This is a genomic window from Planococcus soli (assembly GCF_016881065.1).
GTDB lineage: Bacteria > Bacillota > Bacilli > Bacillales_A > Planococcaceae > Planococcus > Planococcus soli.
Genome location: NZ_WXYN01000016.1, coordinates 520,422 through 538,015, shown reverse-complemented (window position 1 = coordinate 538,015; position 17,594 = coordinate 520,422). Strand labels below are relative to the sequence as shown.

Below are 17,594 nucleotides of genomic sequence, written 5' to 3'. Positions count from 1 at the left end.
GTTTCTCGAATTAATAAAAATATTTTTTTGTGATGAGTTTTTTTATAATGTTTAAAGAAATCGCTTTTGGCGGACGCTTTTGGGCCCACAGGATGTGGGTCATGCAGCTGGCGCGACAGGAAGTCGCGGTGCCAGCTGCCGCGGGACCCGTAGGAGTCGCCACCTTACACGCTTTCTTCTAGGTTTCTTCATATAAGAGCTAGCACATAGGTGTCACTGTTGGCTTCATTTCGAGGAGAACATAAGAAAGCGATGAGCACTCAGTGCTTTTCGCCTGCGAAAAGCGGGCATCTTGGAGAAGCGATGCAAATCGCTGTTGGTATGTTGCCAGTAAGTGACGGGTTGGATGCTTTTACCTCAACATTTCGTGTTTCTACCTGCACACTTTTTCTTCTTATCTCTCCTCTTGGCGAGGCTACCTGAACGCTTCAAATTTCTACCTAAACCTTTTGCTCTCTTACCTGAACGTTCACCATTCTTCATCCAATTCGATTTTTCCCACAAAGTTCAAGCCCCTGGATGGAAGCTGTTCGCGCGGCGAACAGCCAGGGATAGGAAGCGACACTTTTTTCCAGACATCGCTCACAAAAAGGGATAGATCCTTCTGACATTGTAGAGCACTAATTTTCATGAATTCATGTAAGAAAGCAAAAGAGTCATGTAGAGAAGCAAAAGGGTGTGATAGAAACATCGATCCATTATGTAAAAACGTCAATTTTTCATGTAGCAACACAAAAATCTCCTGTAGAACTCACCGCCCACTCAGCAATACCAAGCGAAGGAGCGTGCCCCACCGCTGCCGAGCGATTTCAGAACCCCGCACCACCTATCTACACCATAAAAATAGAAGTTCTATGTACAAAACAACCACCCAGCTGAGGCGCGTCCACGGGCTGGGCGGAGCGATGAGACGAGTGCTCTTCTCGGCTCATCGCGGGAGCCATGCCCAAAGCGACCGAAGCGAACTCCAGAACTCCACACCACCTATTCCCCACACACAGTAGCTAGACTCTTCCCATTAAACGACCACCCAGCTGAGGCGCGTCCACGGAGTGGGTGGAGCAATAAGACTGGCAGCATTCCTCAGCTGCTTGGCTTATTGTGGGAACCCACTCCAGAGCGACCGAAGCGATTTATAGAACAGCACTCCCCTTACCTTCTACTCTAAAAAACAGTAATCAAAATAAAAAAACTCGATCAGAAAATCTGACCGAGCTGATTGAAACTATTTTATTCTGTGATATATGGACGGAAAAGCGAGAACATTTTCGCGATTTCTTCACGTGTAGTGAACTGGGATGGCATGAATTTGTCGTTATAGCCTTCCACAATCTCCAGGTCATACATCATTGTGATCGCCCGTTTTGTTTCTGCGTTAAATTGGCCGTAATCACTGAACGGTGCGTAGTTGTCGACTGGATACTCATCGTTTTCCAACTCGTATACACGTTTCAGCATCAACGCAAATTGTGCACGGCTGATGGATTGTTCCGGTTTGAACTCGGTAGCCGTGACGCCGTTGATGATGCCGGCATGGTAAGCTGCGTTGATTTCGTCCTGACGCGTTTGGTGAATATCCGAGATGTCGGTGAATGGCGATTTTTTCCCCTCTTCAATATCCGGCACCAGGATGCGTGTCAGAATGGTCACTGCCTGCATGCGGCTCAAGTTTTCTTTTGGTGCATAAGTTGTGCCGGAAGTTCCTTTGATCAAATCTCTATTGTATAGATCTTTGATGAATGGGAATGACCAAGCAGTTTCTTTCACATCAGTGAACGGGAAGTCTTTTTCTGGAACTTCTTCCTCTTTTTCAAATGCGATTTGTGCAAGCAATGGATCGTGATCCGATGCGCGGCCATGCTGTTCCATGAACATTGCATTGATGTGGACCATGTCCAATTCCGTGCGGTCTGCCAAATTGTTTGTTACCAACAAGTGGTCAAGAACCTGCGAATTGCCTTGGTAATAATAAGAGTAGCGGTCTTCAACTGGCACGTCTTCGACTTTATTCGTTAAAATATCGCCTTTTAGTGCTTTCATTGCCGGTGTGAATTCGAAATCGTTCATGTCGCCTGCAACGATGACGTTCAAGTCTGGATCCTGCTCAAGCCCATCAGCGATAAAACCGTTGATGGCTTTAGCCAACTCGATGCGCTCAGGTTCAGAGCCAAGTACTGGCGGCTGGTTCTGACCGAACAGAGGCTGGTCTCCGCCTTTTGAGTTCAAGTGGGCGCCGATGACAACAACTTGCTCACCTTGGAATTCAAATTGTGCAGCGATCGGTTTGCGGGTGTTCGGCATAGCGATCGGCTGGACGCGACCCGGGTTCAAGGCAAGTTCGCCGTCTACCCATGAGTTGTCCTGGGTTGCTGTGCCTTTTGTTCCTTCTGAAAGTGTTACGCGTTCAGGGTTGTACAGGTAGCCGACGCGGATGTTCCCGCCTGGCTGTCCACCGTCTTTGTTGTATTCAGGTGCAATGTCAGTCCAGGCATAAGTCGGGCCGCCTGCTGTTTCGATGCCTTCGATTAAACGCTCATAGCTTCCTGTCGCATCGCTGTCGTTTGAAGCGATCGGGCCGTCAGTATCCTGTACTTCTACCATAACGATTACGTCAGGCGAGTTCAGGTCATCAACGAATGATTCTGCAATGCGCTGTGCTTTTGCGTCTGATGTATGGCTAGGGTCTGCAGAAAAGTTTTCTACATTGTAAGCCGCTACAGTCAATTCATCTTCTTTGTTTTCAATCCATGTTTGTTCCGGCTGTGTTCCGCCGTCTGTCAGCTGCGGCAGATCCGTTTCTTCCGCCCATAGCTTGTAGTTGCCGAAGCCGAAGCCCATGACGCCAATGATGTCGCCGTTGAACGAGTCGCCCGCTTTGGCTACAAAGTCTTCATTGTCGAAATCGACGGTGATGCGTTCCGGGTTGTAATCATTTTCCGAGATCAGGATTCCGCCTTGTTTGTGGAATTCCGTGTTCGGTGAGTTTTCCGCTACGACAACCACTTCGCCGTAGTTTTGCGGTCCAACGACTTGTGCGTTCGGTACAGCCAAACGCATCAATTCAAGTGATTCCCAGAAATCGATGCCGTCTTCTTTTGGATCAAAAGATGTCAAACCATCGTTGTCGATAATTTCAGATGGCGGTTGCACATCTTCTCCAATGACAATCGGTTCAGGAAGTGGAGCCGTCCCTGTTTTCACTGCATCAGTTGCGCGGATGCGCGTGATCGGCAGGTCATTGTCTCTCATATCTGAATAGCCTTCCTGGAAATGTTCTTCCACCGTTCCGTTGACCGTTACCAGGTCACCGACTTGAAGGCCGTTTGATGCTTTGTTGACAATCAATGCTTCTGAAGTCGTCAAATCGTCATCCGGGTTAACGTCCTGGATAACAAAGTTTGCCGAGTTGTAAAGATGCGTGACGACACCGACGATTTCATTGACGGCTACGCCTTCGTAATCTGAGTAATGGCCATCGCCCTGGATGTCACGGATTTTCAAGTCTCCTGTTTTCAAGACCGTGTATTCGAATGTAAACACATCGGATGTTTCGTCAGTGACCGCGATTGCTTTGATCGCTGTGTCTTTTGTCAAGACGATTGGAGCTGTATATTCTGTGCTGGCGGCAGTAGGTGCTGAGCCGTCAAGCGTGTAATAAATATGTGCATCTTCCCAGCCGGAAGCTAATGTAATTTCAGCCCCTTCTGAAACAACGCCTGGGAAAATATCGGCGTATACTGCCGGTTTGTTGACAAGTTCAAAGCTGTCAAAGCCAAGTGTTTTCACTTGGTAAGAATCATTGAATTTCGAAGCGATTCCGTTTACATGAATCAAATCGCCTTCTTTGTATTGTTTCGTGAATTGTTCAAATGTCAGTCCGTTGCGGTTATCGTTGCGGATTGTGATCGCTTCGCCGTTTTCAGCAAGAGCCGAAAACTCGAACGTACCGTAATCGTTTACCGATTGAAGATTGGTGATGGTTACGTTCTGCAGTGCTACGCGCTCGCCTTGTGTGTCTTCATTGACACCGGCTGGCTCGACTGTTTGGACTGCCGGTACTTCATTGTCCGAAGACAAAACTTCTACCGTGTTCGGCTGCAGCTGCAATTCGCCGCTGTACTCGGAAACCGTACCTGTTAAACGAACGATGTCTCCTGGTGCAACTGCTGCACTCGACGTATAGACGTAAATTCCGGCTGTATCGTCCTGTGCGTAAAATGCGTTGCCGCCCCAGAACCCTGTTCCGGTTGTTACGGTTGCGTCAACCTGGATCAGTTCACCTTCCATCGTACGGGCTTCTGCCAATGACTCAACGACAGTTGCTTCGGGTGGTGCTTCGCCTTCAGATTCGATTGTGAAAGCTGATGCCGAGCGTAGTCCTGGAACTTGGAAATAAGCGCCTAAAGTTCCAGTGATGGTAACTTCAGCTTTAAAGTTGGTCGGGTTGTCGACCAAGTTCAATCCTGCACGTGTAGCTCCTGTCGGCAATTGAACCGGAAGGATTTTCGATGGATCCGTCTCATCCGGAGAATCGGCAAGACCCAAGTTTGTAGCAGATGTAAAAGGTGCTTCCTGATCGTAATTGGTGCCGCTGGTAGCTGTTCCAACAATAAATCCTTTTACCGTGGCCGAACCTGAGTTATTCGCAATCGCTTCAGTAACCGTAATCGGTTCTGCAGCATTTGCCGTTGTCGCCATATATGGCAGCATTGCGGACAATACCAGGACAAGGCTCAATAAAATCTTGCTGAATGCATGTTTGGACAAATTGTTCACTCCTTAGTGGGGTAGTTGGTTATGCTGTAATTGTACAATAAAAAATAGGTTTTTATCATCAAAAAAATGTAATTTTTAATTTAATAACCAATTATTTATATAGACGAAATATTTTTTACAAACTTATCCAATGTAAGACCAAAAAAATTCATAGAAAAGCATCTTTACTGCTGGAATTGCCGGCAGCAAAGATGCCTTTATTAACTTTTATTCTTGAACATATGGTGCGAAAATAGAAATCATTTTAGCAGTTTCTGCACGTGATGTGAATGCAGCCGGTCTGAATTTGCCGTTATAGCCTTCAACGATTCCCAGTTCATCCAACATCGTAATCGCTTCTTTTGTTTCTGCATTGTAATTGCCATAGTCGCTGTAATCTGCATAATCAGTGACTTCGTAGTCGCCGTTTACGTTTTCATATACGCGATTTAAAATAATCGCAAAATGAGCACGCGAGATATTAGCTCTTGGATTGAACTTCGTTGTAGTAACACCGTTGATCATGCCTGCTGCATACGCTGCATCAATCTGTTTTGCCAAAGTTCCTGGAAGATCTTTCGTATCCGTGAACGGTGAAGCCGGTGCATTTTCAATATCTTCTACACCCAACATACGGTTCAAGATAAGCACTGCCTGCCAGCGCGGCAGCGTTTCTTGTGGCGCGAACATTGTATCTGATTTCCCGGTCATAAGGCCACGGTTAAAGACATCCGTGATATATGGTGCTGACCAGTTTTCCATGTTCACATCCGTGTATGGAATCTCTGGGCTGATGCGGTTTTCAAGCATCGGTTTCACGCTGTCCAATGATTGGATGTGGTCAATAAACATTTCGTAATCAATGTTTCCTGGCTCACTTACTCGGCCATCTTCATAAGCTTCTCCGAATGATGTGAAACCATCGCCGCCTTTAGCCGTGAATGTGTTTGTGGCAACTTTGTAGTTTGCCGTCAAATCCAATGGCGTCATTGTATCTCCTGTTTTGATGTTGACAGAAGTCACACGTGATCCCGCTGCTGCATCTGGATCGAATGTCATTTCCAAACCAGCTACATGAAGGAAGCCGCCGTTTTCCTCTGGGAAAAGACGTACGCTGTGTTCAAGTGCCGTTTTCAGCTCTTGGCCAGTCAGGTTCATGATTGCCAACGCGTTGCCAAATGGCATTGTTGTCAATACTTCACCTACTGTGATGTCGCCGATATCGATTGATGCACGGATACCGCCGCCATTTTGAAGAGCGATTACTGTGTCAGAATCAATGGTTTTGGCTTTTGCCAGCATGCCATCCGTAATCAAGTTTCCAAGGTTTGTTTCAGAAGCTCGAACGCCGCCTTCGTTGCGTCCGCCGTTAAGGAAAATTTCAGCAGATGCTTCTGTCGACTGGTTTTTCACTTCTGCCACTTCTTCTGCAAATGGAGCAAGAAGTTCAGCTGCTTCAGCATCCGGAACGATGTCTTCTGCGTTCACGTCATGCAACTGGCCTGCGTGAGACGTGATAACGCCTTCTTCATTGAATGTCAGATCCAATTGGCCGAGGAATTTATTGTATTCGTTTGCCTGCACGATTACTGTCGGATCTGTGTTTCCTTCGTATACAAAAGGTGCATCCAGTTTCACATGCGTATGTCCACCGACGATTACATCAATGCCTTCAACCGCTTCTGCCAGCAATTGATCGTTATCGAATTCCGCTGAATCGTTAAAGCCGATATGCGTCAAAGCGACGATTTTGTTGACGCCCGCTTCTTCAAATGCCGCTACTGCTTCTTCAGCCGCTTCGATGTAGTTGGAGAAAGTGATGTCTCCAGGGCTTGAAATAGAAGCTGTTTCTTCAGTAGTCAAACCGAAAACGCCGACTTGTTCGCCGTCAATTTCCTTGATGATGCCGTTATAAACCTCACCGTTGTTATAGTCTGCTGTGTAGACTTCGTTTTGAAGTCCGCCCATATTTTCGTCTGCTGATAAGTCGACGTTCGCTGCTACGAATGGAAAGTCAGCGCCTTCGACAAACTCAGCAAGAGATTGATGGCCGCGTTCGCTTGATCCTAAATCGAATTCATGGTTCCCGAAAGTCATAGCGTCATATTTCATCAAATTCATGAACGGCAAATCTGCCTGCCCTTCAAAGGTATTGAAGTAAAGTGTTCCAGAAAAAACATCCCCTGCATCAAGCAATAAGTTGTTCGGTTGCTCTCCACGGATTTTATTCACTAGAGCTGCCCGATTGGCGACTTTGTCCAAGTTTGCATGCGTATCGTTCGTGTGCATGATCGTCAGTTCAAAATCTCCTTCTGCCGCACTGGCTGTTTGTGGTGATTGGACACCGACCACACTTGCAGTCAGCGCAACAGCGATTGCTGATTTAAACATTTTCCCCTTCATTCGACACCATCCTTTAGAATTTTTGAGCAATTGCAGCCTATGCTGGACTGGCTCACTGGAGCTGGAGCTAGTAGAAACGGGCAAGGCCCGTTTAATCAGTAAGCGCAATCATTCAATTTAAGTTTAGCATGACGAAATTTATTCAACAATAGAATATTTGGAACTTTACTAATAATTTAACAATTCCTTAACAATATTCATAGAGCAAAAGTCTTACAAAGCTTGGACTCTTCCCAGAACTCTAAACGTGTTATGATAGGTGATGTGCTTGTTTCAAAGCAGCGCCAGATTTTAGAAAGCCAGGTGATCCGATGAATTTATCCCGTAAATATCTGAATGAAGTCCAGTATGCACGAGCCCTTGCCTTGTTTGGTGTGTTTGCTGTCCATTCCTCTTCCACCGGCCTAGGCGGAAGCGATCCGAGTTCCCTTCCCTTCGCCTTGTATAATTTTTTCAACATCGCCGGAAAGTTGGGCACGCCGACATTTATTTTTCTGAGCAGCTTCATCTTGTTCTATACCTATTATCACCGCGACTTGACGGTGAACTTATTCCAAAAGTTTTATAAGAAGCGCCTGTTGTATATTCTTGTTCCTTATATTGTCTTTTCGGTCTTTTATTATGTATTGAAATTGAACTTATATGATACGTTTGTGGATTTCCCCACGCTGATTACAAGCTTCCTGACCGCCCTTGCGACAGGCAAAGCGCATACCCATTTGTATTTTGTTTTTGTCAGTGTGCAATTTTACTTGATGTTCCCGTTCTTGCTGTATTTGTTCAAACGCTTCAAGTTTGTCCGCAAGTATGCCATCATCCTCGGGATTATCATCCAATGGACATGGGTCACCATGAACGCGGAAATTTTCCAGGTGACGGCAAAAAATTCAATCGCCTTGTCCTATTTCATGTTCTACTTTTTCGGGGCATTCCTTGGCGTCTATTATGAACGTATCGCCGCCTGGATCCATGATTGGCGGAAACATTGGGCTGTGCTTGCCGGAATTTTCATCGGCTACGGAGCTTCGATTTTCATGTATGTAGGCATGATGTTCATGATTCGCACCCAGCAAGGCAGCTACAGCAACCGGCTGCTTGAGTTTGCTTGGAGCACGCATGCATTTTTTGCTGCTGCGGTGATCTTTATCACGGTTCACTTTATCCAGAAATGGAATGTGCCGAAATTCAAGATGTTCCTGACCGAAATCGGCGCCGTATCATTCGGCATGTACTTGATCCACCCGCTCTTCCTGTTGTTCCTGCGGCAAATGCTGCCTAGCGGAGAACCGTTGATTTTCCATTCGTGGCAGTTGTTCACATTTGCGGCGACGTTCTTCAGCAGTTGGCTGATCGTTCGTTTCTTCTATGAGTTTGTACCGCACAGCTGGATTGTCTTTGGCCAAGGCAACCGCGTGTTTAATAAACCACGAAAGACGAAAGAAGCAAAAGCATAGGTTATGAGGCATTCCTTTTAGTTTGGGGAATGCCTTTTTTATTTGGAATAAGTTTGGCAGGTTTCTAAAGTCGCTTCGGTCGCTTTGGAGAGGACTCCCGCAATAAGCCGGGCAGCTGAGGAACGCTGCCAGTCTTATTGCTCCGTCCACTCCTTTGACGCGCCTCAGCTTAGCGGGTTTTCGCAGATAGCATCTGATGTTTTTTAGGGTAGATAAAATGAAGGCAGTTCTGGAATCGCTCGGCAGCGTTAGTGCACGCGCCTTCGCTACTGAAGTTTTGTGTAGTGGGAATTTTTTTGGTAGGTTTCTTAAGTCGCTTCGGTCGCTCTGGAGAGGACTCCCGCAATAAGCCAGGCAGCTGAGGACCACTGCCAGTCTTATTGCTCCGTCCCCTCCGTTGATGCGCCTCAGCTTAGCGAGTTTTCGCAGATAGCATCTGATGTTTTTTGGGGTAGATAAAATGAGGGGAGTTCTGGAATCGCTCGGCAGCGTTAGGGCACGCGCCTTCGCTTGGTGTGGCTGAGCGGACGGTGAGTTCTACAGGAGATTTTTGTGCTGCTATATGAAAGATCGTCGTTTCTACATGATGCATTGATGTTTCTATCTCACCCTTTTGCTTCTCTACATCACACTTTTGCTTTCTTATATGGATTTGGGGAAAGATATGGTTCTTTTTCTGTGAGCGAAGTTCGGCAAGAAAACGCCTCTCCTTATTCCCGGTTGTTCGCGGTGCGAACAACTTCCATTCAGGGGCTTGAACTTTGTGGAAAAAATCGAATTGGATGAAGAATGGTGAACGTTCAGGTAAGAGAGCAAAAGGTTTAGGTAGAAATTCGAAGCGTTTAGGTAGCCTCGGCAAAAGTGAAGATAAGAAGAGAAAGTGTGCAGGTAGAAACACGAAATGTTGAGGTAAAAGCATCCACCCCGTCACTTACTGGCAACACCAACCAACAGCAATCCGCTTCCCTCCTCCAAGATGCTTGCTTTTCGCAAGCGAAAAGCACTAAGTGCCCATCGCTTCCTTATGTTCTTCTCAAAATAAAGCCAACAGTGACGCTTCCATTCACCCCTCATATTGTATGTAGAAAACTAAAAGAAAGCGTGGAAGGCGGCAACTCCTGCGGGGCAGTGACGGAGCGAAGCGACAGAGCGACATGAGCCAAATCCACTTGGACTGAACACAGCGAAGAGCACGACAGAGGCCATGCCCACCGAAAGCGGCCGCCTGCAGCGATTTCTCTACTTGCATCCTAACTCATTCGTAACAGCAAATTAAAAAAAACTGTCCAAAAGGGATTTAACCCTTTGGACAGTCTTTTTGTTTATCGGTTCTTAACTTTAGTTTTTGCTTGGTATGCCAGCGATGCTATGCTGGCGGATGGTGCTGTAATAGCGTCGATTACGGTGCGTGCTGTGGCGTTTGCGCGTTTTTGAAGCGGCGAAACGGCTTCGGTGATTTTCTCCAGCTCGTCCGGGTAGTTTGTGAGGATGCGCTCGATCGCTTGTACAAGGTCATCGCCGTTCCAATCTTCTGCCTCTACGTGGCCGAGGACCGGCTGTGCGGCAATTTCAGCAAAGGAATCGATTTTTGGGTCATAAGATAAAGCTACAAATGGCGTAGAGCCGACAGCTGCAAAAATCAAGGCGTGCAGGCGCATGCCGAACAGCACATCGGATTCTTTGATGATGGCCATTTTTTCTTGGATTGTGCTGTCGAACGGTGCTATGTGCGCTTTATTTTTCATTAAGCCTTCAATGTCTTTAGATATTTGGAAATCGTGTTTTCCATGCATGGGGACAAATACGATTTCATGCCCTTTATTTGCCAGCTGATCAAGGCCAGCTGCGATTTCCTGGAAGGCATAAGCATGGCCTGCCCACTCACGAACAGATATCGTGATGACTTTGTTCTGGAAATTTTGCTGCTGGAGCCAGCTGCTGTGAAATTCGCTTGCATCAAGGCCCATAACCGGATCCGGAACCAAGTGAATTTGAGAGGTAACACCGATTATTTCCAGAAGTTCTTGGGACTGCTGGTCACGCACTGTCAGCAGTTTCACGGAGTTTAATACATATTTGACGATCCTCTGATTCAGCTTGCTGTTAATGGGTCCCATTCCCTGGGCGTAGACGAATACCGGTTTTTTCAGCTGCTGGGCAATTTTCATGACTCCTGCATAATAAGGGATGCTTTTGCGTCCGGTTTCATCCTGCAGCAAACTGCCTCCACCGCTGATCAGGCCGTCTGATGACTTGATCGCTGCATGCACTTCTTTCAGGCTCCATCTGTTGATGGCATTTACACCATAGGTTTCTGCCGTTTGTTCCGGCTTATGTGATAACACTGTAATTTCAATTCTTGGGTGGTACTCTCTCAATGAATGGATAATGGCATAGAGAATCGCTTCGTCTCCCACATTGTCAAAACCATAGTATCCAGATAAAACGACTCTCAATCCTGCCACCTCATTCTTATATTATTAGCCATTTTCTTCCAAGCAATTTCGTATAGCCAAATCAGGACAAGTCCTATTATAAACCCAAAAACTATACTATAACCACTTCTAAGCAATGAAATCAATAGCGGAATGTGAAGATGAGTAAATGTATTCACTAAGGACAGGAAACCGATCACTCCCGGAATCAACAGGAAGTAATAGGCTTTCGGATAACTTTTCGCCACATGGAGCGCCAGGATGAACAGCGGGAAGCCGATCAGGAATTCTTTTGTTCTCGGTCTGACGTACAGAATCTGCTCCATCAGCAACCGGGCTTGAAGTTCGATAGTGGAAACTTGGCCTGCGTTGCCTGTTCTGCTCATATAATACAAAGCGACAGCAGCGACAACGGCAATAACGACTACATGCCAATAAATCACATTTAATTTCAAGAGTTTTTTAATATTCCCGAAAATTGCATAGATCGCAACAAAAGCAATCGGCACAATATAAATTAGCGATACACCTCTAAACAAGTCAATTCCCAATAGGTATTGATTGCCATTCAGCAGCACGACGATGAGCCAAATGCCGATGGCGGAAATCGCAAGGGCCTGTGCGTATGACCGAAGCAGGTACCATTTTTTCTCTGGCTCTTTTTTCAAAAGCACAGCCCAAATCGGTGCCGTGATGGCAACTGCCAAGGCAAACGCTTTAAGGATCATACTTTGAGCTGTCGCCAAGTAAAGAATGGCAGCGAGCGCCGAGCCGATCAATGCAGCCAGTGTCAGCCACTTATTTTTAAAGACGGACTGTGCCGCCAATGTCAGAAATGCGATTGCGCCAAGCAAAGCCATTGCGGTTTGCCATAGTGGCACGCTGTACGTGTCAAAAGTGCGGGAATCGCCGCGGACAAAGCTTGCGGGCAATGCTCTATCCACTTCTGCCTGAAGCTCCTGCAACGCGGACAGTGCCTGCTCATATTCTACTATTGTCATGTTGACGAAAAATGCCCGTATGTTGCGCTCTTTTGCGGCGCGGACAATTTTCTCTGCGCTTTCGGCAACATTGTCATTTGTGAGCCCCAGGCTGTGGAGCCGCACCAGATTCAGGTCATTGACATACGCCAACTGATTCAAGCCCTCTTGTCCAGCAAATTCGATGCTCATCAACCCGTAGCCTGCTTCTTTCAGCTGTTCGCCGAATTCTTTCAAACGGACAGGATCTGAACCGGCCGGTACGGAGTTTCCACTGAACAAGACTTTATTGATGTCAGGCTGTTTAATGGAAAGAAGTTCACCGATCATCCGTTCCGTTTGTTCTTCGTCCGAGTAATCGCCTAACCGTGGAACCACATTCAAACCGGCATCCTGAATAGATGCAATCACTTCCGGATCATAGCCGATCGGCGTTGACTGGATGGTACTGGCTTCGCCTGGAATATACAGATATTCTACATCGTTTACCGTGTAGGTAAATTGCTCTTCAAAAAAGCCGGCTGTGATTTCTTCAAAGTTAAACGTCCCATTTGAATGCACGAACAGGCCGGGCTTATCAAAAGGCGCTTCCAGCGGATCCTGCTGGGTCAGCAGAAGATGTTCCCGCATGCGGGGCGTGCTGACGGCTGTGATCAGTCCTTTTCTTTCAAGGGAACTGACCGTATCCGGCTCCAGGCTGACGCTTTGGATGTCTGCGTTCTTGAAATCCGCCAGTATATCTGCCGGTGTAAGCGCGGAATCCTGAACGATCCATTCTGTCACCAGTTTGTAGGGAATGATGGTTTCGATTTTCTTATTCGATTCTTCTATTTGTATGCGCTGGAATGCTGAGGGAATGGTCAATAGCAATGCGGCAAGGAGAATTCCGATTAAAACTTTCTTCACGTAAGTACACACCCTTAACTTTTCTTGGTTTGGCCCGGATTGCAGGCATTATTTCTTGGCGATGAATTTATTGATGACAGGAATGCGCTGCAATACGCTTTGGTCCACTGCTTTGGTAACCAGCAGCAGGACAAAGTAGATGATGCCGCCGATAACCGCTGCTGCTCCTACATACAATAAAGCTGCAAGTCTCGGCAGCTCTTCAAAATCCAATAGTAAACTTGGCAGCCAGATGGCTGTCCCCATGACAAGTGAAGCAAAAACGATGGTTCCGGTTTTTTTCGGGAAAAAGCTGAATCCTGTGTATTTGCGGATAGCTAGGCCATTGAGTACAAATAGGATTACATAGATAAGTGCGGTCGAAAGGGCTGCGCCTTCCAAGCCGTAAAGATTGACCAATACCAGGTTCAGCGCCAATTTAATGAGCACTCCGATGATGATGATCCACGCGCCAAGGCGCGCTTTGTTGATGCCTTGCAAAACGCCTGTTCCAAGTACTGTCAAAGAAGTGAAAAGTGAACTGAATGACACGATGGCCAGCACAGTGCTGCCTTGCAAATCCGTGAACAGGCCAAGGTTAATGGGCAATGTCAGAACCACCAGACCGACAGCGGCCGGAACAGATAAGAGATATGTCAGGAAAAACGTACTGTCGATCAGTTTGGTCGAACCGATTTTGTCGTTATTTGCCAACTTGGCCGAAATCGAAGGAATCAAGGGCAAAATGACCGAAGCGGCAAAAACCGTAACGATTTGGACGAGCGCCAGTCCACGTCCATATATGCCGTAGAGTGAATTGATGTCTCCAGTTGCTTCCCCGTGCATTTTCAATGCAGTAGGGATGGTGATCGAATCGACCAGGTTCAACAGGGCCATCGTGATGGCTCCGATGCAGATCGGAATGGAAATTTTCAGTATGGTTTTGGCCGTCCCTTTGAAATTCGCCAGCTTGTACGGCAGCCCTTTAGCCACTCTCACCGCTGAGCGGTTGTATAGGATGCGCAGATAGATGAACGAACCAATCGCCCCGATAATGGAGCCGATCATGATTCCGCCCGCAATCTGCTCGTCGCTGTAAAGGCGGTCGACCATGAAAACCGCCACCAAAAGAATCAGCCCGACGCGGATAAACTGCTCGATCACTTGCGATACCGCAGTCGGCGTCATGTCCTGATGTCCCTGGAAATACCCGCGGTATACGGCCATATAAGGCGCCACGAGCAAGGTGCAGGAAACGACGATCAACGCAAGGCGCGTTGTTCCGCCGCCAAGGACGGCAGCGATTTGATTGGAAAAGCCATAGATGACCAGGAAGCTTGTGACACCGAAAATCAGCGCCAGAATGCCGGATGTGAAAAAGATATTTTTGACTTGTTGCTCGTCCCCTTTGGAACGGGCTTCTGCAATCAGTTTGGAAATGGCGATGGGAATTCCGGCAACAGACAAGGTCAAGGCGACCATGTAAACTGGATACACCAAAGTGAAAATTCCCAGCACTTCATCCCCAGCTATATTTTGAAGCGGAATCCGGAAAAGGCTGCCGAGTATTTTTGACAGCAATGCGGCAATAGATAAGATTAACGTACTTTTGATCAACGTATTCTTCATTATTTGCGTAATGCCTTTCGCCCGATCACGGTCGCTGCGAATTTCGGCAGCACCAGCATGCGTTTCCATCTGGAAGGCTGCTTGACCAAACGATAGAACCATTCGAGGTTCATCTTCTGCCATAGTTCCGGTGCGCGTTTGACCGTTCCGGAAAAGACATCAAAACTGCCGCCGATGCCAATAAAAACCCCTTTATCGAATTTATCGATATTGGCGCCGATCCATTGCTCCTGCCTCGGGAAGCCGAGTGCGACAAAGACGATGTCCGGAGCTGCATTCTTGATCTGCTGCGGCAGAACATGGTCATTCCAATCAAAAAAGCCGTTGTGGCTTCCGGCAATTTGGATGCCCGGATAGTTCTGTTTGGCTTTTTTCACCGTTGCCTGCAATACTTCTTCCGCCGCTCCCAGGAAAAAGACGCTGGAGCGATTTTTATCTGCCGTTTCAAGCAGGTCGAGCATCAAATCATAGCCGCTGACGCGTTCAGGCAATGGTTTGCCGATAATTGCCGCAGCTTTCACGATGCCGATGCCGTCTGCCGTTATGTATTGGGCTTTCGCCAAAGTCTGCTTGTATTGATCGTCTTCAAGTGAGTGCATGACGATTTCAGGATTGGCGGTTACCACGAAGGTCTTTTCCTGTTTGGCGATGCGGCTTTGAAGGGTGCTGATAAAATCTTTCTGGGATGTGTTGACGAACGGCACTCCCAGTATATGGACGAATTTTGAAGTCATGGTTAATCTCCTCTTTAGGGCAAAATATCTTAGGCTAGTATAACATAAAGAAGAACCCTGTGTTCAAGCTATGACCGCTTGAACACAGGGTTCTTCTATTAAAGTTGTGTAAATATTATTACTGCGCAAGCGGCAGCATTTTGATATATGAGCCATGGACATAAGCTTTCGTAAAGGCTTTGTCTTCCGATGCCACTTCATACCATAGCGCTCCGTTGGATGCTTTTGTTTCGTTGTTGATGATGACCGGAACCCCTGCTGTTTTCAATGTATAGATAGAAGCAAAGTTCGTGCTTGCATCCTTTCTGAAGTTCAGCGGAGCGGTCGTCGTGTAGCCAAGTTCATGCTTGTTCAGGTCCTTGTTTCCAAGGTGGGCATCTGCACGGAACATGTGGCCCGCGATTTTTTCTCCCCAGAATGCATCAGAAGCATAGCGAACGTTCATGCCGATGCCTTTATTGCCCAGGATTGAGCCGTTGTAATAGCTGCCCGTTGGTACTTGGTAGCCTTTGTTGATGCGCGTTGCTGCGTCTTCAATTGACTCTCTGAAGTCAGCATAAGAATAAGCACGGTTATAAGCGTCGCCGTCAACCGCTCCGTAGCCGAAGAGGTTGTGCTTATCCTGTGCAATCTTGCTGACTCCCCAGCCGCTTTCATGGATGGCGTGGGACATCAGGTAAAGCGCGTTGATCTTATAGGTTTTTTCCATTTCTTTAAAGAACTTTCCAGTGCCGACAAGCGGACTGGCTGTCCATTTCTTTCCATTGAGAGTCTGGTTATAGTATGGGAATTTATCCTGCAAGTATTTGTCCAGTTCTGCAGCTGTGTAGTTGGTTGCAGATTGGAGCGGCAGCATATTGAAATACTGATGGCTCTCAACCACTTTGGCGCCGGATGCGTTGGTGAACGTCGCTCCGTCCCAGCTGTAATACTTCATGCCGCTGACAAATTCTTTCGGTGCTTTGCCGATGACGCCGGTTGATGCATAGCTGCTTGTTGCATGGTTGAAGATTTTATGGACCATGTTGCTGCCGGACGCTTCATAATAAGACTGCCCTTTTTGCATCAGTTCCGGAATCAATCGGACCACTTTCGAACTGACATAGCCGACTTCGCCAGCCAACTCCACTTTGACGGTCGTCGCTGTAGCATCCAGGAATTTCAATTCCGTGTTGGCCGGTACGTAAGGACGGAAAGTTCCGCTTGCTGCCTTCAGGCTGTCCGTTGGATAAATTTCCGTAAAGGCGTTGGTAGATGCAATCCCCTGCTTCATCCAAAGGATCTGGTTGCTGCGCTCGACTGCCTGAACTTTTGCGTTCTTTTGAGCATACTCTTTTGCCTGGGCAAACGTATCGAAATGCTTTACGACAGTAGTTTTATCTGCCGCTACCGTTGAAGCCTGGAATTCCAGGTTTTGAGGCGGGAACACTTCATCTCTGGCTCTCAGCATAACTAACGCCACCATCCATCTTTCTGAGCTGTCTTTTGGTCTGAAGGTATTGTCTTTGTTGCCCGTAATGATTTCCAAATGGGAAAGAATACGGACATTGTCTTTATGTTCATTTCTGATCGTTGAAGTATCGGTAAAGTTTAACGCTGGTGTTTCTGAAACATTAATGACGATGCCTTTTGCTGTCAAAGCACGAGATACCATAGTCGCCATCTGTTCGCGGTTGATCAGTTCGTTGGGCTTGAAAATATTATTTGGGTAGCCTTTGATAATTCCAGCATCTACAGCTGTAGCTATATCATTGTAATACCATTTTTCCGGCAAAACATCCTTAAAGTCCATCGTCGCTGTTGCTGTTGCCGCCGCCGCGAAGCCCGCATTTTCAACAGAAGCACTTTCTGCGTCTGCCCCAAGTTCAAATGATTGAACAACCATTTTAGCGAACTCAGCGCGCGTTACTTCTCTATTAGGGCGGATTGTTCCATCTTTATATCCCTTAATGACCCCCAGCTCCATCAATTCTCTTATTTCACCTTCATATGCGTGGCCCGTTAAATCATCCGCTGCTTTTGCAGTCTCTTGCGTGAAGGCCGAAAGTGCTAGTAGCACCACCAGGAATCCAAGTAGTAGTTTTTTCATCTTTTAATAAATCCCCCTTTTACAAATTAAACCAATTTTTCTTTATCCATAAAACAAGCAACTTAAGGTTAGTATCTCTTTCTCCTACAATAAATCATATTACCCGGGCAAACTATACTTCATATTATCTATATTTATACATTTTTACATGGACAAATAATTAAATAATACCTACAAGTGTACCATTAGAGGGAGTATAGGAGTAAAGACAAATTTTTATTAATTTTGTT

Annotated in this window: 9 protein-coding genes; 1 reads left to right on the top strand and 8 read right to left on the bottom strand. The window is 46.8% G+C overall.

Translation table 11 applies throughout. The annotated features are described in order from the left end of the window. Positions 1 to 1,230: 1,230 nt before the first annotated feature. Together GJB59_RS10320 and GJB59_RS10315 are read right to left on the bottom strand one after the other, a co-directional pair. Entirely contained in the window at positions 1,231 to 4,776 is a 3,546-nt protein-coding gene (locus tag GJB59_RS10320) for a DUF8508 domain-containing protein (protein ID WP_280525812.1), read from the bottom strand. A 207-nt stretch (positions 4,777 to 4,983) separates the two neighbouring features. Then, positions 4,984 to 7,158, bottom strand: coding sequence for a 5'-nucleotidase C-terminal domain-containing protein (locus GJB59_RS10315; protein ID WP_142827173.1), 2,175 nt, complete (start codon positions 7,156 to 7,158; stop codon positions 4,984 to 4,986). Positions 7,159 to 7,469: 311 nt separating this feature from the next. Between GJB59_RS10315 and GJB59_RS10310 the strand changes: the two genes are divergently transcribed. Then, on the top strand, positions 7,470 to 8,612 hold the full coding sequence (locus GJB59_RS10310; RefSeq protein ID WP_142827172.1) for an acyltransferase: 1,143 nt from the start codon (positions 7,470 to 7,472) through the stop codon (positions 8,610 to 8,612). A gap of 412 nt (positions 8,613 to 9,024) precedes the next feature. Here GJB59_RS10310 and GJB59_RS10305 read toward each other — a convergent pair whose 3' ends face one another. The 6 genes from GJB59_RS10305 to GJB59_RS10280 form a co-directional block, all read right to left on the bottom strand. Further along, the gene (locus GJB59_RS10305; protein ID WP_142827171.1) at positions 9,025 to 9,543 is read right to left on the bottom strand and encodes a hypothetical protein; all 519 of its coding nucleotides are present in this window, start codon (positions 9,541 to 9,543) and stop codon (positions 9,025 to 9,027) included. 391 nt (positions 9,544 to 9,934) lie between these two features. Further along, complete coding sequence (csaB, locus tag GJB59_RS10300) at positions 9,935 to 11,068, bottom strand: polysaccharide pyruvyl transferase CsaB (protein ID WP_142827170.1); 1,134 nt, start codon at positions 11,066 to 11,068, stop codon at positions 9,935 to 9,937. Further along, the gene (locus tag GJB59_RS10295; RefSeq protein WP_142827169.1) at positions 11,065 to 12,933 is read right to left on the bottom strand and encodes a DUF5693 family protein; all 1,869 of its coding nucleotides are present in this window, start codon (positions 12,931 to 12,933) and stop codon (positions 11,065 to 11,067) included. Before GJB59_RS10295 ends, csaB begins: the two co-directional genes overlap by 4 nt. A 48-nt stretch (positions 12,934 to 12,981) precedes the next feature. Next, positions 12,982 to 14,541, bottom strand: coding sequence for a putative polysaccharide biosynthesis protein (locus GJB59_RS10290; protein ID WP_142827243.1), 1,560 nt, complete (start codon positions 14,539 to 14,541; stop codon positions 12,982 to 12,984). Then, positions 14,541 to 15,275 (bottom strand): WecB/TagA/CpsF family glycosyltransferase, encoded by a 735-nt coding sequence (locus GJB59_RS10285; RefSeq protein ID WP_142827168.1) that lies wholly within the window; start codon positions 15,273 to 15,275, stop codon positions 14,541 to 14,543. Before GJB59_RS10285 ends, GJB59_RS10290 begins: the two co-directional genes overlap by 1 nt. A gap of 118 nt (positions 15,276 to 15,393) precedes the next feature. After that, positions 15,394 to 17,364, bottom strand: coding sequence for an S-layer homology domain-containing protein (locus tag GJB59_RS10280; protein ID WP_142827167.1), 1,971 nt, complete (start codon positions 17,362 to 17,364; stop codon positions 15,394 to 15,396). Between the last annotated feature and the right edge of the window lie 230 nt (positions 17,365 to 17,594).